This is a genomic window from bacterium (genome assembly GCA_020444065.1).
Classification (GTDB): Bacteria; Sumerlaeota; Sumerlaeia; order SLMS01; family JAHLLQ01; genus JAHLLQ01.
Genome location: JAHLLQ010000013.1, coordinates 1 through 24,239, shown reverse-complemented (window position 1 = coordinate 24,239; position 24,239 = coordinate 1). Strand labels below are relative to the sequence as shown.

13 protein-coding genes are annotated in these 24,239 nt (G+C 57.4%); 7 read left to right on the top strand and 6 right to left on the bottom strand.

All coding sequences use genetic code 11. The annotated features are described in order from the left end of the window. Positions 1-94: 94 nt before the first annotated feature. The 6 genes from KQI84_19415 to gnd all read right to left on the bottom strand — a co-directional run bounded on the left by KQI84_19415 (position 95) and on the right by gnd (position 10,208). Positions 95-2,632 (bottom strand): WD40 repeat domain-containing protein, encoded by a 2,538-nt coding sequence (locus KQI84_19415; protein MCB2157052.1) that lies wholly within the window; start codon positions 2,630-2,632, stop codon positions 95-97. A gap of 547 nt (positions 2,633-3,179) precedes the next feature. Further along, positions 3,180-5,525: a hypothetical protein gene (locus KQI84_19410; protein MCB2157051.1), complete on the bottom strand. Its 2,346-nt coding sequence runs from the start codon at positions 5,523-5,525 to the stop codon at positions 3,180-3,182. 181 nt (positions 5,526-5,706) lie between these two features. Further along, positions 5,707-6,378: a lactate utilization protein gene (locus KQI84_19405; protein MCB2157050.1), complete on the bottom strand. Its 672-nt coding sequence runs from the start codon at positions 6,376-6,378 to the stop codon at positions 5,707-5,709. Beyond that, complete coding sequence (locus KQI84_19400; GenBank protein ID MCB2157049.1) at positions 6,375-7,787, bottom strand: iron-sulfur cluster-binding protein; 1,413 nt, start codon at positions 7,785-7,787, stop codon at positions 6,375-6,377. Before KQI84_19400 ends, KQI84_19405 begins: the two co-directional genes overlap by 4 nt. Continuing rightward, positions 7,784-8,587, bottom strand: a complete 804-nt coding sequence (locus KQI84_19395) for a (Fe-S)-binding protein (GenBank protein MCB2157048.1) — start codon at positions 8,585-8,587, stop codon at positions 7,784-7,786. The genes KQI84_19400 and KQI84_19395 overlap by 4 nt, the downstream gene beginning before the upstream one ends. Before the next feature lie 163 nt (positions 8,588-8,750). Continuing rightward, a complete protein-coding gene (gene gnd / locus KQI84_19390) occupies positions 8,751-10,208 on the bottom strand; it encodes a decarboxylating NADP(+)-dependent phosphogluconate dehydrogenase (GenBank protein ID MCB2157047.1) in 1,458 nt (485 codons plus the stop codon). Positions 10,209-10,609: 401 nt separating this feature from the next. Here gnd and KQI84_19385 point away from each other — a divergent pair, with 401 nt between their 5' ends. The 7 genes from KQI84_19385 to KQI84_19355 form a co-directional block, all read left to right on the top strand. Next, positions 10,610-12,937: a hypothetical protein gene (locus tag KQI84_19385; protein MCB2157046.1), complete on the top strand. Its 2,328-nt coding sequence runs from the start codon at positions 10,610-10,612 to the stop codon at positions 12,935-12,937. A 125-nt stretch (positions 12,938-13,062) separates the two neighbouring features. After that, positions 13,063-21,123: a hypothetical protein gene (locus tag KQI84_19380; GenBank protein MCB2157045.1), complete on the top strand. Its 8,061-nt coding sequence runs from the start codon at positions 13,063-13,065 to the stop codon at positions 21,121-21,123. Next, on the top strand, positions 21,120-21,605 hold the full coding sequence (locus KQI84_19375; GenBank protein MCB2157044.1) for an immunity 26/phosphotriesterase HocA family protein: 486 nt from the start codon (positions 21,120-21,122) through the stop codon (positions 21,603-21,605). Before KQI84_19380 ends, KQI84_19375 begins: the two co-directional genes overlap by 4 nt. 83 nt (positions 21,606-21,688) lie before the next feature. Continuing rightward, on the top strand, positions 21,689-22,183 hold the full coding sequence (locus KQI84_19370; protein MCB2157043.1) for a hypothetical protein: 495 nt from the start codon (positions 21,689-21,691) through the stop codon (positions 22,181-22,183). A 101-nt stretch (positions 22,184-22,284) separates the two neighbouring features. Continuing rightward, positions 22,285-22,656, top strand: a complete 372-nt coding sequence (locus KQI84_19365) for a hypothetical protein (protein ID MCB2157042.1) — start codon at positions 22,285-22,287, stop codon at positions 22,654-22,656. A gap of 15 nt (positions 22,657-22,671) precedes the next feature. Then, the gene (locus KQI84_19360) at positions 22,672-23,385 is read left to right on the top strand and encodes a hypothetical protein (GenBank protein MCB2157041.1); all 714 of its coding nucleotides are present in this window, start codon (positions 22,672-22,674) and stop codon (positions 23,383-23,385) included. 226 nt (positions 23,386-23,611) lie between these two features. Then, positions 23,612-24,239: hypothetical protein (locus KQI84_19355; GenBank protein ID MCB2157040.1), on the top strand; the 628-nt coding region annotated here is incomplete at its 3' end.

Sequence of the window (24,239 nt, the reverse complement as noted above, 5' to 3'; positions counted from 1 at the left end):
TCGCAGGGGGTGATTGGATTTGATCGGGTCAAGCATCACCACAACTCTGCCAGAATTCCGCGAACCAGGTTCTCGTACCGATCTTGGGGGCAGGTCAGTTGATGATGGTTCTCCTCATTGAGCCGATCGAAGGCGAAGGTCCCAACGGCATGACCTCTCTGATGACGTCCGCCACGTCCACGATGCCGTCGGTGTTCGTATCGTCCTCGGTTGTGACGTCGTCGTGCAGGATGTCGTTGGCCAGTTCCTCGTATGCGCCGGGCGGGACCGCGAAGGTCCAGCACTGCACTCGGCTCGGCGTTTCGACCACGAGAGCCTGCATCGCTGCGTCCCATGTCGTGGGGAACATGTTCCACGTGAACGTATCCGGGTCGGTCCTGGACGCTTCTCTACCATAGAGTTTGGCCCTGGACATGTCGTAGCCCGGGGCGTTGGGGAAGAAGCGGTAGGCCGAGGGGGGGAGCGCGGCGCCCTGGTTCGTCACGTCGTAGTGAATAAACCACTGCTGGTTGCCGGGGATGATGTGCGGGTCGGCCTGGTATTCGTCGAACAGGGTTGGGGCGCCGCTGCGTGTCCAGGCCGCGACGGCCGGCCGTGATGTCGATGTGCCATTGGACCAGACTTCGATTCCGGTGTTGCCGAGTTTCTGCCAGCCGGTCTGGGAGAGGTCCAGTCTGGCAAAATGGAAGTTATCCGGGGTGAGGCCGCTTGAGATGATGGTGTCCTGGCCGTCGATTCCCCAGATGTTTCCTTCGTCTGTGCGGCAGAGCGCCTGGAGTGGGCTTGAAGCGAGGTCGATGACCCGGGCAGCCTGAGTGCCTTCAAACCGCCAGAGGATGCCTCTACCGCCGCCGACGTATCCCGGGTTTGTCTGCTGAGAGACGAAGAGGGCGTTTCCGCCGTCCGAGACGGCGTCCCAGAAATCGTCGCCGTTGCGGGGTGTGATGGCGGCGTGCTGGGTCCAGCTGCTGCCATTGCGCATCAGGGCCAGGCCGTTCGGGCCAAACGCGTAGGCCCCGGAGCCACAGGTGGCGATGATCGAAATCTCGGCCGAGGGATCCGGGACGGACTCGGCCGTCCAGCCGGAGCCGATGTAGTGGTAGATTCCGTACTCTTCGGACTCCCAGTTCCGCGTGATCATGTAGACCTCCGAATCGGAACGGCCGCCCAGTTTCAGGATGTTCACCTCGTTGCCGAGTGTCAGGGACGGGAGGATCGTGTGCCAGTTGCCCGCGGTATCCATGTAATGCACCGACTGCTGCGTGGCGGCGTAGACGTTGCCGGAGGGGGCCTTCCAGAGAGCTTCGGCGTAGTACGGGCGGTCCGAGCCCTCGTTGCCGGCGTCGCCCCACTGGGACCCGTTCCACCTGCTGAGACCGGAGCCGCTTATCCCCGCCCAGCTCACGATGATGTCATCTGGCCCGTTGGCGACTGCACCCTTGATCCATGTATTGTTCGCCATGGCGGAGGGGATGGATGGGAACTGGTGGGGGAGTGTGCCGTCGAAGTACCAGAGCGGCCACTGGTTCTGGTTGTACGTGTGGCCGTAGATGAGGAACTGATCGGGACCCGTGGGTTCGAGGCGGGGTTGGGCGACCGTATAGATGCTCTGGCCGACGGTCATGGGCGACAGGGTTCCACTGCCCGGCCCTTCGGGGATGTATTCGTGCACGACGCCGGCGCGGCCGCCCATATAGAGGCGGTCGCCAACAGTTGTGGCGCAGAACCACTGGCTGCGGATAGATGCGGTCAGGTCGTGCCGGACGAGTGACGCGTCACCATCAAACGTGCGCACGCCATGATTCCCGACGATGTAGATGTTGGTGGGGGAAGTGCCCCCCAGGAAGTTGACCGTGTTGTCGCTGGAGATATCGGAAGGGAATTCCATATCGGTCCAGGTCCCGTTGGCTTCGCGCCGGTAAACCTGCCCCCAGTTGCCCCCTGCGTACACGGTGTTGAGATCGAGGCCCCAGACCTGGGTGAGGATGTTGGTGGTGAAGTCGCCCTCCTGGAGTTTCTGCTCGAGCCTCCAGACGCCATGGTCCAGGTGGAGGATCTGCCCGTGGGTCCCGGCGAAGAAGACGTTGTCCGGCCCTGCCGCCCACACATCGTTGAAGTTCCCTTCGACAGAGACAGGAGGGATGGACATGGTCCAGGACTGCCCGTCCCAATGATAGATGAAGGCATAGCTGGCGCCAGTTGCCCAGACGTCGTCGTAGGCGATGGCATGGACGCTCTCGATGGGGAAGGTCTGGCCGAACGTGTCGGTCGGAGCTGTGTGGTGTACCCAGGAGTTGCCGTCATAATGCAGGATCAGCGAGCGGTCGGAGAGATCAGCGTCAAAATTGCCGCCGACGGCCCAGATGTCTGTCTCGGAGGTGCCGTGAATATCGTAGATGGTCATGTTGGTGGCGGTGTTCACCCATTCCCACCCGGACCCATCCCAGCGCAAGAGCGTGCCCCCCTCGCCACCGGCGTAGACGTGGTCGACCGCAGGTGCCCAGACCGCGTTGATCGTGGAGCCCGTTGGAAAGGGCGTGTGGGAGTGCCAGGCCTGGGCGGGAAGGACCGCCAGGGGTATCAGGACGGCCGTGGTGATACTGATTCGTGTTCTGCCGGGGTGCCTCTGCATCGTGATTTTTGCTTCCTCTCGCTTCCCAAGTGATTCCCATCGGGAGCGCTTCTATCGCGCGGGACGTGGAGAGGCAAGCTGAAGAGAAGGGAGATTGGCACGCGGCGGAGGCGACGAGAGCGCGAGCCCTCCGTGATGCTATTCGGAAACGCACTTCATCCATCATCATTCATCTGTGCCAGAATTTGTGCCAGAATTCGCTGGAACAGATGTGAATATTGAGAATTCTGAGAAGTTTGCGATTCCGGAAGTCCCATGATTCCAGCATTATCTGTGTTTTCTGGCCTGTCCCGACCGAATCCCCCTCTCTCCGCCACTAAATCTTGGAAAATCAAGCCCTCTATGCGCCCCCGGCCAGTCCGGGGGCTTTCGCTTTCCTTCCGGTTTCTGGCCGAAGAGAGACATTGTCGCCCATGGTTTGAGCACCATTTGGGAGCAGAAACTGTGGCAGCCCATTCAACTGCACGTTTTCTCTGGGCCCATCTGGGGAATCGATGGGTGTCCTATCCGCGGGATTGTCAGGGCTGTTAGGGAGGTGCGAAGGTTTCTACCTTGGGCTCTTGACCAGATCGCCGACGTCGATGATCGTGTCCCAGTTGCGGTTGATCCAGAAGTTCTCCGGATCGGGAAACTCAAGACGACCAATCAGGTGTTCGGCGTAGGACGTGGCGCGGGCGTAACCGACAAACGTGTCCGAGCCGCTTGCCGACGGGCCAATGAGGCCGGTCTTCCCCACGACGCGGATTTGCCACCGGTACTGCTTTCCCGGTGTATACGTTGATAACAACGGCAGGCGGACCTCATTGATCCTTCCTACGGAAAGCCACGGGCCGTCTGTGGTTGTGCCGCCGGCACCGGCCTGGCGGACCTGGTAGTAGCCGAGATGTTCCTCTGCGGCCACCGCCGGCAACTCGTACGCAACGGTCGCCCACCAGCCCGTTTCGTTACCGATCGCTGATGTGACAGTTGGCGCCGGAGGGGCCGCGGTGCTGGTCCAGGTCCGGACAGTTTCGTGCCCCAGCGCATCGGAGAGATGTACCTCCACAGTATCCAGGTACCCCGCGCCGAAGAGATCATCCACCTTCCATTGGCCTCCGCCGAGGTCCACAAGTGCAGAGGAAACATCGTTGCCGTTCCAGAGGACGGTTGGACCGGTCGGATCGAGGCCACTGATGTCTCGGCCTGCGATCTCACACAGTCCAATGCTCGGATTGTCGCCGAAGATGGTGTACGTCAGGTCAACGTCCGGTCCCTCGGTGTCGATGTCAGCAGGCGTCGCGATCCAAGATCGAGAAGGATTGCCATCGGGGCCGATTTCCCGCCATTCGCCGGCAGGAACCTGGATCGGCGTCCCCCCATCCGGACTATACGTGAAGGAACCGCCGGAGGTGACGAGGCGGGTTGAGCCATCGTAGTATGTATCGAACTCGGCCCAATTGTTCCCGCTGGTACGCGAACCGTTCACAACGTGATCAATCACAGCATCCGTGCCGGCGCCGGCGGCAGTAGAAACCGTGTAGCGCACGACGAAAGCAACTGCCCCCGAACCTGGGATGATGTTGGAAGCGACCTTCTTGACGGCGAACTTGGCAGTGGCTCGGGCGTATTCCTCGGGTGTGTTGGGAAGTCCAGCGTATTGCTCGCACAGGTAAGTGGCAAAACTGCCAAGGAATCCACCGCGGACATCGCTTAAATCTGTGATGCCGGTCTGACCGATCTCGAAGACCTTGGTGAGGCAGGCATTGGTGGCGAGGTCCTGGAACGCGGCGAGTTGCTGGCCGCTGACGAACCGCAGCACGATACTCGTCTTGTCGCCGGCGCTGGCGTCGAGTTCGACGATGGACCCAGGGGCCAAAATGTCCCCCTTCACGAGCGTCACAGCCGGGATGCCCGGTGTCCACCACCGCGCTCCACCGTTCAGTTCGACGACTTCGCAGAAATTACCGGTGATCTTGCGCTCCCGAACGATTTCCTTGTATCGAATCGCCATGCGGACTTTAGCCCAACTGAAGCTGCCGCGAGCCGATGCGGGACCCCGCTCGACCAGGCCGCGGGAGGAAGAGAAGCCGTAGAAAACCTCGGGTTTGACGCGGAGAACGGCTCCAAACCGACCCTCGGAATCGGTTGTGGTCGTCGTCGGCGTGATGTCGATGTCGAAGGCCTCGAAGCTGACCTCTTCACCAGCTTCGGGCACGCTGACGTAAAGCCCGTCCTCTGGGATGGCAGCACCCGAGGAGAACTCGGGATTCAGTTCAGTGCGCGTGAGTTTGTACCAGTAGTCGTCGGTCCCCTGGTCCTGGCCCAAGTCGGTGATTTCGTGAGATGTGTTGTAATCGATGGCGATGCGTCCCTCGGGATCGGCAGACGGGGCGATAGGGAAGTAGTTGAACCAGACGGTAGAGTTGTCTCCGTAAGGATTCACGAGGGCGGTGCCGTCCAGGAGGTCTGTCGAGATAGTGAGATCGAGACCGATCCAGCCCGGGTCTTCACCTCCAGGGAGATCGAATTCGGTGACGGCGACGTGAATATGGGGATCAGCGGGGATGATCAGATTGGAGCCATTCGGCGAACTGGTTGTGGCAATGTACTCTCCGGCGTCGAAGTAGGCCGTCACATGGAGCGTGACCGGGGCGGCGGAGACGCCGTTACTGCCGATCAGGGAGAGGACGTGGCTGACCGGCGGCCAACTGCCGGGCTGGTAGACGAGGGGAACAGAGAAGGGATCGGCCGCGGGAGCGGAGGAAGCAGTACCGGCGGCGGTGTCAATGAGGACTCCCTGCTGCGCGCCGCCGGACCAACTGACTGTCATGGTGGCAGCGGAGGCGAGTGTTGCCAGGGCCAGGCAGATGCCTGCCAGAAGCGAAATCGGTTTCCGCGACGTAATCCTATCCACTTGCTGTCACCTCCCACCGGTGATTTGCCCCCAGTTTCCCGCGCAGTTGAGGGCTGCATGTTTGTCACAATGCGAGGGGGAGGTGTGTAAGGCTAGCAAAAAGAACAGGATCCCGCGTCTTGGGTGCGTGACGGTGGCTTCAACGCCCTGGCAAGACTCCTATCGGCTTCGAACGATGCACTCACACTGCTTCCTCCCGAACCAGAATGACGATCAACTCCCGAGGTCCATGCGCCCCGTGGATCAGTATCCCATCGATGTCGGCTGTTCGACTGCTTCCCGTGATCCAGGTCGTGACAGCGTGTTCGGGGCCGGGATGATTGGCAATGACGTCGGCGATGTCGCTCACCAAGCGGGATTCAGGCAGCAGAACGATATGGACCTCAGGAGCGAGGCTGGCCAGACGCAGTTTGCCCGCGCCGCTCGCCACAACGATCGTTCCGGTCTCAGCGACTCCCGCCTCGGCCATTGTGATTCCATGAGTGCATGCGAAGGATCTCTCGGCTGTATCCGCAGCCGTCAGCAACGTGATGGCATCCTCGATGGGAGTCTTCCACTCCAACATCTCAATGGCCTTATTGTCTGCACAGGCAAGAACCGGCGTGGCGGATGACTTGCGAAGGAAGTCCAGCAGCCAATCGCGCGCGGCCGACCAGCCATCAACGCAGACGTAGGAGTCTCCCAGTTCCTGGATGCGTCCTTCAAACTCGGCTCGACGTTCAGCGGGAGAGAGGTCCTTGGGAAGTTGCCGGAGCACAGCATCATTCACCTCCGGCACTTCCGCATGATGCTCTTTTTGTGAAGCCAGCGCGTCCCTAATTCGCCCCAGTATCCGATCGCGGGAGGTGCTCATCGGCTTCCTCCTTTTCGCTCTTTCCAAAGCTGGCGGAAACTCTTCTTCGGCCACTCCGGAAGTTCGCGCTCGCCAAGCCAGTTCTTCAGGGCAGTCAGGTGGGCGAGCTTCGCGGGCCCCCACCCGAACGTGCGGGCGCTGGCCATTGCCGCCTTCCAGAGAGGCGGGCGTTTTGAGAGCGCAGCCCACGGACCAAACGGAGGCGCTCCGCCGGGGGAGGGAACATCGGTACCGTAGAACTCATCTCTCAACGCCAGCAGCATTCTGGGAATCGGAATTCCGACAGGGCAAACCTCCTCGCATGCCCCGCACAGGCTGCTTGCCTTTGGCAGGTAGGAGTATTGCGCACGACCTTTCTCGCCGCCAAGTAGGGGCGACAGGATCGCACCCATCGGCCCAGGATAGACGCTGCCGTACCCATGTCCTGTGACCGTTCTGTAGACTGGACAGACATTGAGACATGCGCCACATCGAATGCAGCGAAGCATATCCTGGTACTGTCCCCCGAGAAGATTTGTCCGGCCGTTATCGAGCAGAATCAGATGAACCTCTTCCGGTCCGTCGAGATCTTCCGCGCGCCGAGGTCCCGCGATGAATTGCGTGTACACGGTCAGATCCTGGCCGGTCGAGGAGCTGGCGAGCATCTTGAGCAACACAGCGGCGTGCGCTTCGGAAGCAATGACCTTCTCGATGCCCGTTATGGCCACGTGGACTCTGGGAGCATTCGAGGATAAGCGAACGTTGCCCTCATTCTCGACGGTGATGAAGCGCCCCGTTTCGGCGACGACGAAGTTCGCTCCGGTGATTCCAAGATCGACTTTGCTGAAGTGCGTGCGCAGATAGCGCCGCGCCTGCATCGTTAGTTCCTCGGGATCCTCTGTCGGTTCGCCCAGGCCTTCCTTCTCGAACAGCTTGGCGACTTCGCGACCGTTGATGTGGATGATTGGCGTGACGATGTGGCTGGGTACGTCGCCTGCAATCTGGATCACGAATTCTCCGAGGTCTGTCTCGAGCGGCGAGTATCCGGCATCCTCCAGGAAGTGGTTCAGACCGATTTCCTCGGTCACCATGCTCTTGCCTTTTGTGATTGTCGTCGGACGAGTGCGCTCGCAGATCTCCAGGAAAATCGTCCGGGCTTCCTCCGCGTCCTCCGCCCAGTGAACCTGCACACCGTTCTCTGTGAGCTTGCGCTCCGCCTTCTCCAGATAGTGATCCAGGTTTTCGATCGCGTGTCGGCGCACGGAGGCGGCCAACTCCCGCAGAGCGTGCGAATCATTGCGCCTGAGTTGGAACAGTCGCTTCTCTCGGGATGTGATCTTGTTCTCTGCGGCGCTGCGAACGCTTTGGCGAACTTCGGCAGGCTTGGCGCACCCGATGGCCTCAATGTCGATATGGACAGGCGGCTTCATGATCCCGCGCCCTTTCCATCGCAGGTGCGTGCCTCGTCGAGCACCTCAACGACATGGCGAATCGGAAGCGGCTGAGTCCCGGTTTCTTTTGCGTGCCGTTTCTGCAAACCAGCCAGGTGCATCACACATCCCATATCTGTGCTGACCAGTTCCTCTGCTCCCGAATCCCGCACGGCTGCCAGCTTGTCATCACCGATTTCGCGACTGATCCATGGAAAATTGACGGCGAAGACCCCACCGAAGCCGCAACACTGTTCGGATGCCCGGAACGGCACCAGTTCGATCCCTTCCAATTTCTGCAGAAAAGCGCGGGGAATGTCTCGTGAACCGAGTTCCCTTAGGTGGCAGGATTGGTGAAGCGCGATCTTCTTCTCGTAGCGCCCCGCCCAGGGAGTGGAACCCATTGCGTTGCTGAGAAACTCGACAATCTCCCACGTCCTGCCCGCCATACGTGCGACTTCCGCAGCTTCCGGTTCGCCTTTGAAGAGCAATGGGAACCCCGAACGGATCATCGCTGCGCAAGAACCCGAAGGTGTGACAATCGCCTCCGCATCCCGGAACACATGCAGCCAGTGCCGTGCGACGGCGCGTGCGCTCTCGCGATCTCCGCTGTTGAACGCCGGCTGCCCACAGCACGTCTGGCGATCATCAAAGATCACCCCGAATCCAATCGCTTCCAGGCAATTGACCGAGGCGATGCCCACGGCAGGGTAGAAGGCATCGCACAAGCAGGTCAGCATCAGATGCACGGGAGCAGTGGTCGGCGGAATCGCCCTTGTGTTCTGTGAATTGGGATTCAATTGGGCTCTCCTGAAGAGGAATAGCCACTCGGTGAGAATGTGCGTGAATGCCAGTTCGTCTATGGCGTGTTTCGCGCGCGTCAGGGAGCACGGTCAAGGAAGAAGCCCTCGATGCTAAATGGACTCCCAATTGTGCTGCCCAACCTGCCCTTACTTCAATGCCCTACGCGTTGTAGCTCGATGACGTTGTGTTTCCGCCAAGGCCGACCCAGTCGGTGTGGAAGAATTCGCCACGGGGACGGTCGATTCGTTCGTAGGTGTGGGCGCCGAAGTAGTCGCGCATGGCCTGGAGGAGATTGGCAGGCAGCCGAGCGCTCCGGAAGCCGTCGTAGTATGCGAGAGCGCTGGAGAGCGATGGCGTAGGAATGCCGTTGAGAGCCGCTGTCGAAACAACCCGGCGCCAACCCGCTTCGGCCTTCAGAATCCGATCGCGGAAGAACGGCGCGAGAATGAGATTCTCCAACTGCGGATCCTCAGCGAAAGCGTTCCGAATATCGCCAAGGAATGCGGAACGAATGATGCAGCCCGCGCGCCACATCAGCGCGATACCGCCCTTGTTCAACTTCCAGCCGAACTCTGTGCCGGCGGCCTCGATCATCTGGTAGCCTTGCGCATACGAGACGATCTTGCTGGCGAGAAGTGCATCGGCCAGCGCCTTGATGAACTCCGCGCGATCGGGCCGCGAAGAAATCGTCGGCGCCGGGAGGTGTTTGCTTGCGCGGACGCGCGTTTCCTTCATGGCAGATAGATTTCGCGCGAAGACGGCCTCGGCGATGAGAGTAATCGGCTGGCCGAGGTCCATGCCATCGATGACAGTCCAGCGACCCGTTCCCTTCTGGCCTGCCGCGTCCAGAATCAGATCCACCATCGGCTTGCCGGTTTTATCATCTTTGCGTTGAAGGATGTGCGAGGTGATCTCGATCAGATAGCTGTCCAGTTCGCCCTTGTTCCATTCGGCAAAGACTTCGCCGATTTCCTCGGGATCCATGCCGAGGAGTTCGCGCATCAACTGGTAGGCTTCGCAGATGATCTGAATATCGCCGTACTCGATCCCGTTGTGAACCATCTTGACGAAATGGCCAGCGCCTTCGTCACCAACCCAGTCGCAAGCGACCTCTTTATCGTTCACCTTCGCCGCAATCGCCTGGAAGATGGGCTTGATCTCCTTCCAGGCGCGTTCGTCGCCGCCGGGCATAAGTGAAGGACCGTGGAGCGCGCCTTCTTCGCCGCCGCTGACACCTGTGCCGACGAAGAGAATTCCCTTCTCGCGCAGTTCCTTCGTGCGCCGCGTGGAATCGGGCCAGTACGAGTTGCCACCATCGATAACGATATCCCCTTCCTCGACGTAAGGCAGCAACTGCTCGATCACGGCATCGACGGGGCGTCCCGCCTTGACCAGCATCATGATCTTGCGTGGACGCTTAATCGAGGCGACGAACTCCTCGATCGTGTGGGTGCCGATGAAGCTTTTGCCCTTCCCTCGACCATTGATGAAGCGGTCAACCTTCTCTGTCGTGCGATTGTAGACGGCGGCGCAGAATCCCTTGTCCTCAACGTTCAGGACGAGGTTCTCGCCCATGACTCCAAGTCCAATAAGCCCAAAATCCGCGGTGGCAGCCATACGGTGTTCTCCGTAACCAAGTGATTCTGCCCTCTCTTGGCAGACGACGCAGGATCGAAGCACGCACCTATGTGGGAATGCAAATGGTTCCTAGAAGAGCCCGAGCCCTCCTTAGCGCCAAGTTATAATCGCTTAATTCGCAAATCTGAGGCGAACTCAAGAAACGCAAACGTTAGAGATCGGAAGTTTGCTGGATGGCACTGATAATAAAGGCCTTTGCCAAGTCTTCCCTGTTGATTGCTCCGACTCATACCAATGCACTCTGGGGTCTGAGAGCCTTGATAGAACTAGAGTTATGCCATTTTGGCGCCACCGAGAATTGTACTTGCCACCGTCCGAAGAGGTGCTAAGTCATATGTGTAATCAATAACTACAAAGCACTCATTGAGGGGAGTACTTCTATGGCAGCCTTTGCACTTACTCGTCCGGCCCGCTTGAGTCTTCTTGCATTCTGCATCTCTTTCCTTCTCGGCGTGGCTGCTGCGGACTCGCCGCCCGATTCCGGAGTGATCCGTGTTTCCAAGGACTCTGCACAGTACCTTGCGCCATACCACTACGGCTCGATCCAGGCGGCAATCGATGACTTGCCATCGGCACTGACGACCCCGACTCTGATCTTGGTATACCCTGGAACTTACGAGGAAGGCGTGACGATTGATCGCCGGAACCTCAGCATTGTCGGCGCCGAGGCTGGCGCCGTTGTGCTTTCCTCATCCGGCACGACCTCAACCCTCACGATTGCTTTGCCTGCTGGATCCGTCGGCGATGTCAATGTCATCGAAGCGCTTCGCATTGAACATGACGGCACTTCCGGCGGTGTCCCCGTGGATATTAATAGCATCAACGCAACAGGTGGGCTTGATGTCGATCTGAGGGTTCACAACTGCGTGGTTGAGAGCGCTGGAGGAGATGCGGTCACTTGGGCCGCGGCCGGTTCAACGGTGCTTTCGGACTGCGATCTCCAAGGTGTAGGTGGCATTGTGAATTCGTCATCCGTACCCACTGGAGGAAGGCTATCGATCCGAGGTTCCCGTCTTGCACTGACGAGCAGCGCGAACGGCAACTCTGCCATTTCCGCCGATGAGACGATCGATACACGCGAGGTGGTCTTCTCCGCAGCAAATGCCGGGACACACTCAGGCCTGACAGCGTTCTCCGGAGCGGCTGGGGCAACTGTCACCGTAGCTCTCGGAACAGTTCTCGATTCGATGACCTGGGGCGATGGTGTCGTCTTCAACAATGTCGACGCGGGACAAGGTTCAAACCTCAACGCTGACTACCTGGACAGCCTGGATAGTACGCAGTTCCTCCGGTCTGACGCAGCAGACACCGCGACTGGTGCGGTTACATTTTCCGGCGCGCTTCTCTCTCCTGGATCTGGCAGTTCATCTTTCAAGATTGGCAACAGCGCCAGTGCATCCGGCGCGTTCGCAACGGCACTTGGAAACGGTGCAACCGCCGCCTTGGACAGCAGCACGGCAGTTGGGCACGGCGCGAATGGTGGTGAGATGAGCACAGCATTGGGAAAGGGGGCCAATGCCACTGGGACGCAAGCTACTGCAGTTGGGTATGGAGCGCTCACTAGCGGCTCGTATGGTACCGCACTCGGCAGTTCCGCAAAGGCGAAGAGTAGTTGTGTGGCAATCGGTCGAACGGCAGATGCCGGTCAGACCGACTCAAATGCCTCTGTCGCTATTGGATCTGGAGCCAGAGCTGAGCATGACAGGAGCATTTCGATCGGCAACAATGCTCTCTCGACAGCGGGTGATTCGATCGCCCTCGGTCATAACGCCGATGCTGCTCACTCTAATGCGATCGCGCTTGGGACCAATGTCACATCGACCGCCAACTATGAAATCCGACTCGGCGGAACATCTCACATGGTGAGTGTCCCGGGAGAACTCGGCGTCGGCGTCGTAAATCCGGTCGAGAGGTTCGAAGTCTATAACGGTGCGATCAGCATTGGGTCGGATTCCTATTCAACACCAACAGCCCAGGCAAACCGCGCGAAGTTCTTTGTCAATCAGGATGAGAACAACGCGAGTGTGACGGCCATGTGGGTGATGGACTCCGCGGGCAACACGACACAGCTTTCGTCGCACGCCACCCCTTTCGGTGGTACGTCTTCCCGCTCCACCCGTTCCGGTTTCGTCTCTTCCTTCGATGATCCGACCGTCGATCTTCCCTGGAGTTTCCACCATGCCAATCGCCTGACGGGCGACGCTGCTGTCGTGGACATGGCCAAGCTCGTGCAGTGGGTCGAGCAGAAAATGCAGGAGGAGAATAGCTCTGCACAACTTGTCTACGAGTACCAGCTTCCTGAAGAGAAGATGATCTCGAAGGAAGACTGGGAAGTGCAGGCCTTTCTGGAGGCCGCGGAGCGGGAACTCGCAAAGGCCCCTTGGATTCTCGTTTCCCTCGAGAGCGGTAACGTAATCCCCGCGGAGGCGTATGAGTCGATTCCGGAATATGAAACCACCGAAATCGAAGAAACTTACACGGACTTCATCATAGACGATGCCACGATGACGATCGTTCCTGTCACGAAGACACGGATAGTCAATCAGGAAGTACCAACCGGTGCCATGGTCAACCGGCTGAAGTCCAACTACGTTCTGCGCGATGGCCAACTCTATCGCCGCCGCACGATCGACGACCTCGATCTGACGACGATCGCCATCCCGGAACTCCCGGCTTGGATCGACTCTCGAATCGATACGGCTCAGTAGGCGGGACATCCACTCAGCGGGGGAGGGCACGGCGGCCAGTGCGGCTTTGCTCTTCCTTCCCTCTTACGCAGCCATAGGCTCTCCCACGTCAACCATAGACGCCTCTGAAAGGAACTTCCTCGATCATGCCTCGCCGCATTCGGAACTCCAACTCTGACGATTTGTTTATTCGCAACAGCTTCTCACTGGGCCTTTGGCTTCTCATTCCTTTGGTTATCTTCAGCATCTTGCCAGCCATGCCGAGCAGAGCCATTCAGTTGGGGTTCTTTGAGGAAGGAGCCTATGGCGAGGTAGAGAGCCTTGGAATATGGGATGGCTATGAGTCTCTTGGCATAAAGCTGCGCTCGCCATCCTGCGAGGGCGTCCACGTTTCAGTTTACTACCAGACCGATGTCGAGGGCCAGCCGGCATATCAGTTGGCCACACTCGCCATAAAGCCGTCCAATCCATTCTTCCAAGAAGATGGATGCTTCAACGAGATCGTGTGGTGGGACTACGAGGCTGACAAGATCAGCCCCAACACGTTGGTCACGTTGCAGATCGTCGCCAGCACGGTGTCAGGCAAGAGCCTCGTGTTGGAGACCATGCCTTTCGAGGTCGCGGACAGCTCAAGGGCCGATCAACTCGAGGATGAGGGAGATCCCAAGTCCATTATTGAATACGACAATTTCTGTCACGCAACGATACATGTCTACGGACTGGAAGACTGCATTCGCTATCGTGGGGATCCCGTTTCTGTTGGCGCATATAAGGATCCCGACTGTGATTTGGGAACCAAGCTAGAGTGGAGATGGACGGTTTCGGGCGAGAACAGCAGCATTACAGATGAGCACGCCGAAGCAGTCCTCTTTCGGGACCCGACCGACAATAGTGTGACGATTTCTGTGAGTATGAAACACCAGAAGGGATATGCTCAAGGTCAGAGGACGTTCTGGTTCAGTGAGCCTGATTTCTACGAAGAATACGTTCTGCAGAATGGCGATCTGGCCAGCGTCGTTGTACCAGGCTATCCCCTCTCTGCTGAACTGGGACAATCACCTCCCTTTTCCGACGGCTATATTCACTATCTCAATTATCCTATCACGATTGGTGAAAGAAAGATACTGGGCTGCAACTCTGATCCGGGCGATGAGGTGAGGTGCAACTCACAAAGCTCCAGCCCCGAAGTCCTTTATGCAAAGGAGTACACCACCGATCACGAAATCACGGAACCCGGAACGTACGAATTCAGTTCCGGACTCGATGCAGAAGAGGTGCAGCAGTATAATCAAGGAGTCCTCGACCTGGGCACCGTCAATTCCGGCGCCACCTATCAGGGGGCCGCGCATTGGGCTGAGGCAACAGGTACAGTCCATATCGTGGAACTTGACGATTGGATACTTCCTCCGTATCCACTCGGTACGTCAGAAGATGAACTAGAGACCATCTCCATCCCTGTGGGGGCGACGTACTCTCCGCCTTCTGCGATCGTTCTTAATCATGATCTCGGGGTCGGTACCGACTTCGCCGCAGAACTCATCATTACGGACCTTTCGAGCTCCAGTTATAAACGTATTTACCAGATGGAACTTGCGGGTCATCCGCAGCCAAGCTACGTGGACGCATGCCATGCCGGTGGCGGCGCAATCATGGCGGCATGGGATGGGATCCTGTACGGAAGCGGGGGAACTGACATCAACGACCAGCGACATCCCGCCACAGGTCAGTATAGCGTCTCGTTTACGATCAATTTCGAGAACTACACGTTCGATGGAGTGAATCCAGAGGGTGTTTACGGAAAAACTCAATTCGCGGGATCGAACAAGTCCTACGGCGAGAAGATGCTCCCGGGAACTCCACCAGCGTATCCTGGTGAGGCCAGTGTCAGTATCGTCTCGGAGGGCGATTCAGACGAGCACATTGATCCAGTCTGGTTGCATAACCAGGAGTTCTATCTCCCCGAAATCGATACGATCGTTCCAGGGGACGAGGACCTGTCTGTTGTTTGGTCGCGGTTCCACCGGAGCCAGAGAAGAATCAGGACCGACTCGAACATGGGCTGGCAGTGGGATCATTCCTATAATCTCCGCATGATCGAATACGAGTACGTTTTCAATCTCGGAGGCTCAATCGCGCTGAACTATCCATCAGTTTTCGTAATTTCCGATGGTAAAGGGAACGAACTCTATTGCTACATGACGGGGGGTGCAGATGGACACTATGGATACCGGATTCCTTACACAGATATCCACCTGGACCCGTCTCCGGACGCCGATTGGCCGGAACTGAGTTTCCCAGATGGTTTTCCTCCTTGGGGCGCCTCAGTCAGCAAGTACACGTTGGAATTCCCAAACGGTGGGAAGTGGGGTTATGTAGAGGAGTCCGAAGAAGTCTCCACGAACTTTCTCACAGGACCGGGTGACCCTGTTCAACAGAATCTGACTCTAACCAAGAGAACCTACGTCGTTCGGACCATTGAATCACCCAAGGGATCCGACCTGCAATTGGATTGGGCCTATTCGCCATCAACGACGCATGATGATAGCTGGGAAACTCTCTACAGATTCGCCGCTGCCAGCTTCGCGAACGGCGCTGGAATTACCGTCGACTACTATCCCCGTCAGATCCCCATGGATCCCAATGAGCCATGGGGGGGGCTGATCAAGTCTGTCACAAACAAGCTGACGTCGGAAGTTATCAACTACGACTACTACTTCGCCGATAGCTCCTCAAAATGCCAATTAAAATCGGTCACACGAGAAGTCGAGCTCGGGCCGGATTTAGATCCGATCTCGATCGGCATTCGGTATGGATACCACAGTTGGAATGCGGTCTGCGGCATCTCGAGCATCAGCGAAATCATCGATGGAGGACTCGTCAGCCCGACGCTGTTGTACAACACGTATCAACCCGGCGAAGCAGGGAGGATCCAGAAGCAAATCTGGCAGGGAGAGGAAGTCGAGGTAGGTCTTCCGATCGTGAACGCAACGCCGTCCGACTACAATGACACACACATCACCACGGAACTCAAAGATCGGCGAGGGTTCAAGAAAACCTACGAATACAATGTGATGGGGAACTGCGTCCGGAAGACGGAGTCGTGCGACTCTGATGACTCGTACGAGAACGCGGAACTCCCCTCGTGTACGACGGACTATGTGACCGAGTTCGAGTGGACGGGCGAAGGCGAGTTGAAGAAGGTCACGTACCCGGAGGGAAACGCAACACAGTATGTACGAAGCTACGACCTGGCCGGAAATAAGATCATCGAAGTGATCGATCTTCCCGTATTTGGTTCTTCGGCTGAGCCAATCCGCAAGGAATACACGCTTTCGGACTGCTGTGATCACGTTACTCAGATCGCCGATGAGCAGGGAAATGTCACTGACTTCGAGTATCACGCGGATGGGACCCTGAAACATGCTTCCTATCCGGACGGCAGCGAGCATTTCTATCTCAAGCTGGAAATGGGCGATCGTGAAGTCCATATTTGGCCGCCGGATGCAGATGGTCACTATCGGTACGATCTCTTTGAATATTCGACGGCCTGTGGCAAGCGTGTCCTTGCGGATGTCTATATCGATAGCACAGACGACGATCTCGATGATCTTGCCGATGCCCCATCGGATTCCTTTGATGGTCTGGGACAGAATCTGAACTGGCACTTGGAGTACGACAGCAATGGGTTCGTGAACCACGTCGAGGACCCCAAAGGCAATCTCGTCCAGTACACGAACAGCATTCGGGGGGATGTTCTGAGGAAGACCATTGTTCGTCCCGACCAGTCGCAACGCGTGACGAAGTACTTCTATCGCCGGCCAGGGCAGATCAAACGCATCGAAAAGGAGTACCTGACAGTCGATGACAATGGAGACCTGGTCGAGGTCTGGAATCTTCCATCTACTCATCCCGCCTACGAGGCCGAATACAACTCTTCGAACCCGAAGATCCAGACCATCGAATACGAGTGGGAACACGATCGAGTTACGACGGCCACACTGACGGTGGGTTCGGGCGAGCAGGTTGTCGATGTCTTTGGATACGATCGGAATGGGAATCTGAATGCCTTCCACAGGACGGGTGTGCTCAATGGAGTCCCATCCCCTGAGATCCAGGCGCACAACAACGTCACTATCAAGTACGATCAGCGCGACATGCCTTATCGAATTCGGCGGGGTGTGGGATCGAACATCGAGTCATTGCTGGAATACACGTACACGGCGAATGGCAACCTCGAGTACATCATCCAAAACCCCGGTGAGGCGAATAGTCGCACAACGACCTATGAGTATGACGACCTCGATCGCCTCGCTTCGATCACCGATCCGCTGGGGAATCTCGTAAGTCTGACCTACGAGCAGGATCTCGCGACGACTTCAACCTGGAACTCATACCGCGTCGAGGAAGTCGAATATCTTGGGCAACTGACCTCACTGGTCGATGTTGGCATTCACCCGCTCGCTCGTACGCACTTCGAGTACGACGTGATGGGTCGCACGACGAAGGTCGAGGAAGAGCTGTTCAAGTACAACGCGTACAAGAGCGGCACCTCGCTCGTCTTTGACCCGGCCACAGGCAAGTACGAGGACGGGACGTTGCCGAATGGCGACCTTCTCTTCAGCGAGATCCCCTATTCCGACAGCCTCAACTCGACCCAGTTCGCCTACTCCCCGAACGGAGCGCTGATCTCGACCACCAATGATGCCGGCAAGACCTGGGACTACCATTACGACTCGGCACATCGCTATGCCGGATGGGAAGACCCCATCGGGAACACGCAGGCCTATCTGTACGACGCCAACTCAAATGTGACGACCAGTACCCTGGTGAACATCGTCCCTAGCAGCACGGCGGAAACCCTGACGACGGTGTACAGATACGATGACCTCGATCGCCTCACCAGAGTGACCGAGGATCCCTCTGGCTCAAACGAACGTACCTGGGAACTCTACTACGATTCGTTCGATCACATTGTAATGGGAATCGACCCCCTCGGGCAGGTCACACGCCACCAGTATGATCTGCTCGGCCGCAAGCTGTCGACAGCCCGATACATGTACGATGCCAACGGCACGAAAATCGGAGAAAATACGACCGCTCTTGATTGGGACATCTACTCTCGGCTTATCTCCCAGACGGATCCCAATGGAAACGCCACGGAATACGTCTACGATGTTCTGAATCGTCCCATCGCAACCGAGCACGCCGATGGCAGCGAGTACGACCTGACGTCCTACACGGACTTCAGCGAGCCGTGGGTCATTACCGATCCGAACGGATCGACGATTACCAATGTGTACGATGATCTGGGGCGCCTTACGGGGCGGACGATATCCGTTGGCACGGGTGTCTCGAACCAGACGACCTCCGAGAATTACTACTACGACGGCCTGGGACGTCTTCTTCGCGCCGAGGACAACGATTCAGTCGTCACGCGGGCATTCGACTCGGCAAGCAACCTTCTCTCAGAGACACAAATCGACAGCATCCTGTCCCTCTCCGATACGCTGGCCTTTGATGCGGACAGCATGGGAAGGCGGAAGGGGATCAGCTATCCCGGCAGCCTATACATCACTCGCATGATGGATGCTCTTGGGCGCGGGACGAAATTCCTGGATGACTACCAGCACTCGATAGCGATCAACAGCTATATCGGGACGGGTTATCGCCTTGGATCGCGATCCTTTGACGTAACAGTAGGCGAATGGCCGATGGCCCGTGCCGCCTTCGAGTACGATTCGCTGGGTCGGAGCACGTCCATCCATCTTCTGGAAGGCTCCCCCTCGCAAGGCACCTTCGCCAGGCATCAATTCGAATGGGACGCGCTCGATAATCGGAGTCTTTGGGAGGAACTGGACGCCAGTTCGAACTCGGTCGTTGCGAAGAGCTTCACGTACGATTCGCTGTCGCGACTGACGGGCGTGGACGGGATCACGATCGACTACGATCCGGCAGGCAATCGAGAGAGCGTCGCGAGTGGAACGCAGTGGGACAAGGACTACGACCGCTCCTCGCCGACCGATGACGTGGTCAACCAATACACGGAGATCACTCATTCCGTTTTCAATCAGCAGACCCAAACCTACGATGAAACCACGGATCGGCGCGAGCACGATGCGACAGGAAACCTGACCCGCCGCGGCACGTTCCAGAGCGGGCAATTCGTAACATCCGACACGCTGACGTTTGACTATCGGAATCGCCTGGTCACCTACGAAGACCGCGCGGGCCCCGTCACGACTTACCGATACGATGCCCTCGGCCGGCGGATCGCCAAGACGACGGACGAAACCACCACGCGGTACGTGTACGACGGGTGGGAATGCATCCAGGAGCAATCGTCGGCCGGTACGCCTCAGATTGAGTTCGTCTATTCCGACGGCATCGACGATTTGCTTGCCATGCACCGTCTTACTGGTGCACATCAGGGTTGGTACTACTACCACCAGGACGATCAAGGCAACGTCGTCACGCTGCTCGATTCGTCCGGCGCGGTCGTCGAGCGTTACGGGTACGACGCCTTCGGCGAACCCACGGTCCTTGACAGTTCCCACAGCCCGACGACAGCCAGCTACGGGAATCCGTACTTCTTCACCGGCCGCCGCTACGACACCGAGTCCGGCCTCTACTACTACCGGCACCGTTACTACGACCCAGAAACCGGCCGCTTCATCACCCGCGACCCCATCGGCATCTGGGGCGACCCCCTCAACCTCGGCAACGGCTACACGTACACAGGCAACAACCCGTGGAGCTACGTGGACCCGTGGGGGTTGCGCGGTTGGGCAGCAGCGTGCGGAGCTAGGATCCTGGCAAGTGCGGACGGCTTCGTCAATAGCCTGGAATCCGACCTCGCGATCTACACGGTCGGGGCCGCAGTTTATGGCGGTGCTCACTTCGCTGCGGATACTCTCTCGCTGGGAGAGGAATCCGCAGAGATCTCAGTCAACCATGATCGGATGACGAAAACAGAAATCGTTTCGGGGGTCGCAGGTGAGGTCGGACGCGCCTCAGACATCGCGGGCGCAGCAGGCTTTGCTCTGAAGGCGATTGCCGCGCCGTTCGAGGCAGTCGGGATTTTCCGCACGGCCAAGAACACAGCAAGAGCAGTCGATGAAGTTTCGGATGCCAATCGAATCGTTCGAAGCGCCGATGAGGTCGCCGACGCTGCCGATAGCATTACGGATGGAGGTAAGGCTCTCGACGACACAATCAAGGCTGGCAATGACCTGCCTCCCGCCGGCTGCTTCGTCGCCGGCACCCTCGTCCAACAAGCAGACGGACCGGTTGCGATTGAAGAGCTGGAGGTCGGGGATCGGGTCCTAACGATTGGAGACGGAGAAGACTACGAGACGGAAGTCAACGGGGATTGGCAAGTTGTTACGCTCTACATGCCTAACCCCGACGGCGGATGGGATACGCTCGAGGTCGAACTCCTTCGGTCACCTGAGTGGTTCGCGGAAACCGCGCCCGAAGTGGGCAAGGAAATCACGCTCGAATTCCCAGAACTGGATATCTTCGGACCCGCCTGGGTTGTCTCGATCGAACCCTGTCCGGAAATCGAGGATTCGCCAGGCCGTGTGGTCTTGGCGACAGTCACACGGCTGAGTACGCATATTCTGAGCATAGAACTGCAGGGCGCAGATGAGCCCCTCGTTCTTACGTCAACTCATCGGCTCTACTCAGAGGATGAAGATAACTGGATCCCGGCGGAAGATCTGCGTGTCGGCGGACGACTTCGAACCAGTACGGGATCTGTCTCGATCGTATCCGTGGTTCCGCTTGACGGATTACCTCGTGTTTACAACATAGAGGTTGAGACTGAGCACAGCTACCTTGTGTCAGATCTCGGCGTGCTGAGCCATAATGTGAATCCGTGTTCGGCACCGACACCTCCCCAAGAGCCAAAAGGGGGCACTTATTTCCTCAAAGATCCGGAAACTGGTGAGGTCGTCAGAACCGGACGAACGAACAACCTCAAAAGTCGAAAAGGCGATCATGCGCGTAAACCGGAGACTGAGGAATTCAAGTTCGAGGTGGATCGAACGACAGACGAATACGCAGCCCAAAGAGGACGCGAGCAAATTATCCATGATGAACACCCCGAGGCCAGATTCGAGAATGGTGGACTAAACAAGAACCAGCCGATTTCGCCCAGGAATCCCAATCGGTGCGATTACCTGGAGGCTGGCAGGAAACTAGATTGAAGACAAACCGGCAGTTGAGTGATCTAGAAGGAAATTGCTGCGCCGTGCCGCTGCGGAACGGGGGATTTGCGCGCGGGGTGATTGCTCGGATCAGTGGGAAAGGACCTGCGTTCGGGTACTTCTTTGGGCCGCGCTGTTCGACGCTTCAGGAGTTGCAGTCACTCGGAATTCCGCCTGGTCCGGAAGGGGCAATCTTGTTAACTCAATTCGGTGATCTCGGTCTGAAGAAGGAGGTCTGGCCGATCATCGGGAGGCTTCCCGATTGGAATCGTGAAGACTGGCCGATGCCTGGGTTCATTCGGTACAACGATGATAGAACCAAGGCGTTCATCGATTTCTGCGACGATGATACTGTGGAGTCCGTGAAGGAGATTGTGGTTCCTGTCGATGAAATCGATCCGAACGATTTCGCAGAAGAGGGCCTTTACGGGTACGTCGCATTGCAGATCCGTCTGGATGTGCTCCTGTCGGCGCAGTCCTAGCCCCCGCCCCCCCACAGACATTACCGGTCGACACATCGGTATGAAGTCGGCATCCTGGTGGCGAGAGAAGCGGGGGAGTTGTCTTGAGCCAAGAACAGAACGACACGCCAAGCGAAACAGAAGGAGCGTTGCGGCCCTCGCGGCTGCCGCGGGTTGCTGTGATTGCGACGTGCATGCTCTTGGTCATCGCGGCGGGCGTAGTCTCGTACTGGTTCGTTCGTATGAACCACCCGCAGCCACATAGCTACATTCTGGAGAATTCTTCGCGAGAGAACCGCGAAGCATTGATCTCGGATCTGACCAAGCAGTTGGAGGCTATGAAGTCTGACCCGAATTGGGAAAAGAACTGGAGTGCGGCCAATGACGCCGATTCTCTGTGGCCGAGGGAGCGTGTGCTGACAGTTCTCGCGATTCAGGAGTTCGCCCTGGACCATGGTCGGCTGCCGGACTCGATTCGGGAACTGGAGGAATCGGGGAAACTGACGCCGGACGAAGTGAGCACGCTGCAGCTGCGAAGGACAGGGACGCATTGGCTTCTTGAAAGCACGGCAGGCCACATGGCGGCGGAGGGGAATTAGGAGATGCCTATCAGGCTGGCTTCCAGCACTAAGGGCTTGTGACCTGACTCCCTGGACTCGGTCCGGGTTGAGTATTAGGATTTGGGGAGGGCATCAGTGAAGTGATAACCAGCACACTTGGGTCGACAATATATATCACGGTGCAAGTAGGTTCTGAAACTAAACTCCAGGAGCACGTCAACAACGACGATGTCCCAATCGAGGAAGATCCGACTATTCACGGAATCGCCGTAGTTATTGCGGATGAGCATGCTGATTTCCTTCATTGCGAGAGGGGGATTGAAGGTTGGTTGGATTCCCATTCAGTAGGAGATGTCATTTCAGATGTGTGGCTATTTGAGAATTATCAAAACGACATCGATTATCCACTCCTCATCACGTACAGAGGCGACACGACCCAGTACCTTACGATTGATGACCGGATTGTCACTGAGAAGATCGAAATCGTGAGGCATGATATCGGTCTAGGGTAGAAAGGACAAGAACAAATGAAGAATCACCGAAGCAGCCGGTCGAAAGCAATACTCTGTCTTGTATTGATTTCTGCCTTCTGTGCTAGCGCTCAGTCCGATGAAGGCAGTATGCTAATTGCCCTTGATTTTGTACATGCCAGCATTGCTGACATAGCGGGGGGGATCGTCTGGAACATGAGAGAGACTGGAAGCACAGGCGATGTTGTCTTAGAGGTGCGAACGTTTATCGGAAAGGGCTACTTTGAGGTGCTTCAAGAGGATCAGGGCACGTCAGGTGTCGTCAGGTTCGATCATATCTCAATCCACGCAGACAGCCTGCAAGAGTGCGCGGAGCAACTGGCAAAGCAGACCAAGGGATATCGCTTCGAATTCGACCCTCGAACTGGCGTGTTCGGTATCATTGAAGAAGCAATAGATAGTGACCCAGAATGGCCCTTAAATATGCACGTGGGCGACAATCCCTATCTTGTCGAAGATTGTCTCAAGTACTTCTTGCCAGATTCAAATGCGCTTCGCCTTGAAGACCCCCCACCCTTGGGAAGGACATTCGTTTATCAGTGTGTTAGCCAGAATTCAGAGAAGTGCGACTATGTGATGATCTGGGAAGGTGTCGGTGGCAGGTGCAGAATCCTAGTGAATTCCTTTCCACTGTTCGCAGTTGATCCCGCCCCTCGGCGGGGCGATCGTATTGAGGAGATTTGGGGACAATGGGACCCGACATTACAGTGAGTGCGTTTCCGCCGCAGCCATTGGAGTGGGCCGGATACTCTTTTCTTGTGCCGGACATCGGCCGGGATGTCTCCTATACGCGTTGGGCATTTCGAGGATAGCCAAGCACGGCACGGCTTGCTCGCATCGTTTCGTTCGGCGGCGGTACTTGCCTTCGCCCTCACAACTGCGGGCGGGTATCGAGGAAATTGGAGTCTCCCCGTCAGATGGAGATGACGTTCGATGAATGAAGTGTCCTGTCGCCGAGTTTCTCTGGAAAGCACTGACCATTATAGAGAGAGACATGCGCCAAGTACAGCAGATGCTCTATTTGGCGACGAAACTCAAGCAGTCGCCGAATGAGATCAGAAGAGTCACTCCTCAGATTCGGATGCTTCAGTATCAGGTAGAGGGAGCATCAGAGAGCTGGGTTTCTGAGGTTGTGCGGCAAACGAACAACCTGGAGATGATTGCGGATTTTGAGAGCAACCCTAATTGGGATACGGTACGCTATCATGCCGAGTACATCGAGCATCTGGCGCGTTCTTATCTAAGTCAACTTAGAAGCGATGAGCGACTCGCATGTCGCATTTGCGGCCTCGTTCAGGAGGATATGCCATGGGGCGAGGATCAGCGGTCGCCGAGCTTCGGTTTCTGCTCGTGCTGTGGAGCCGTATTCGGGAATGAAGACGATACACTCGAGTCCGCACGAGAATTCCGGCAAGAGTGGCTGAGGCGAGGGGCAAACTGGCTGGATCCGGATCTCAAGCCCCCGGACTGGAATTGCGAGGCGCAACTCAGGAACGTGCCATCAGCGTTTCGTATGCGTCCCACGAACCACATCTGGACACGACGCCCGACCTCGGTGCAGGCTG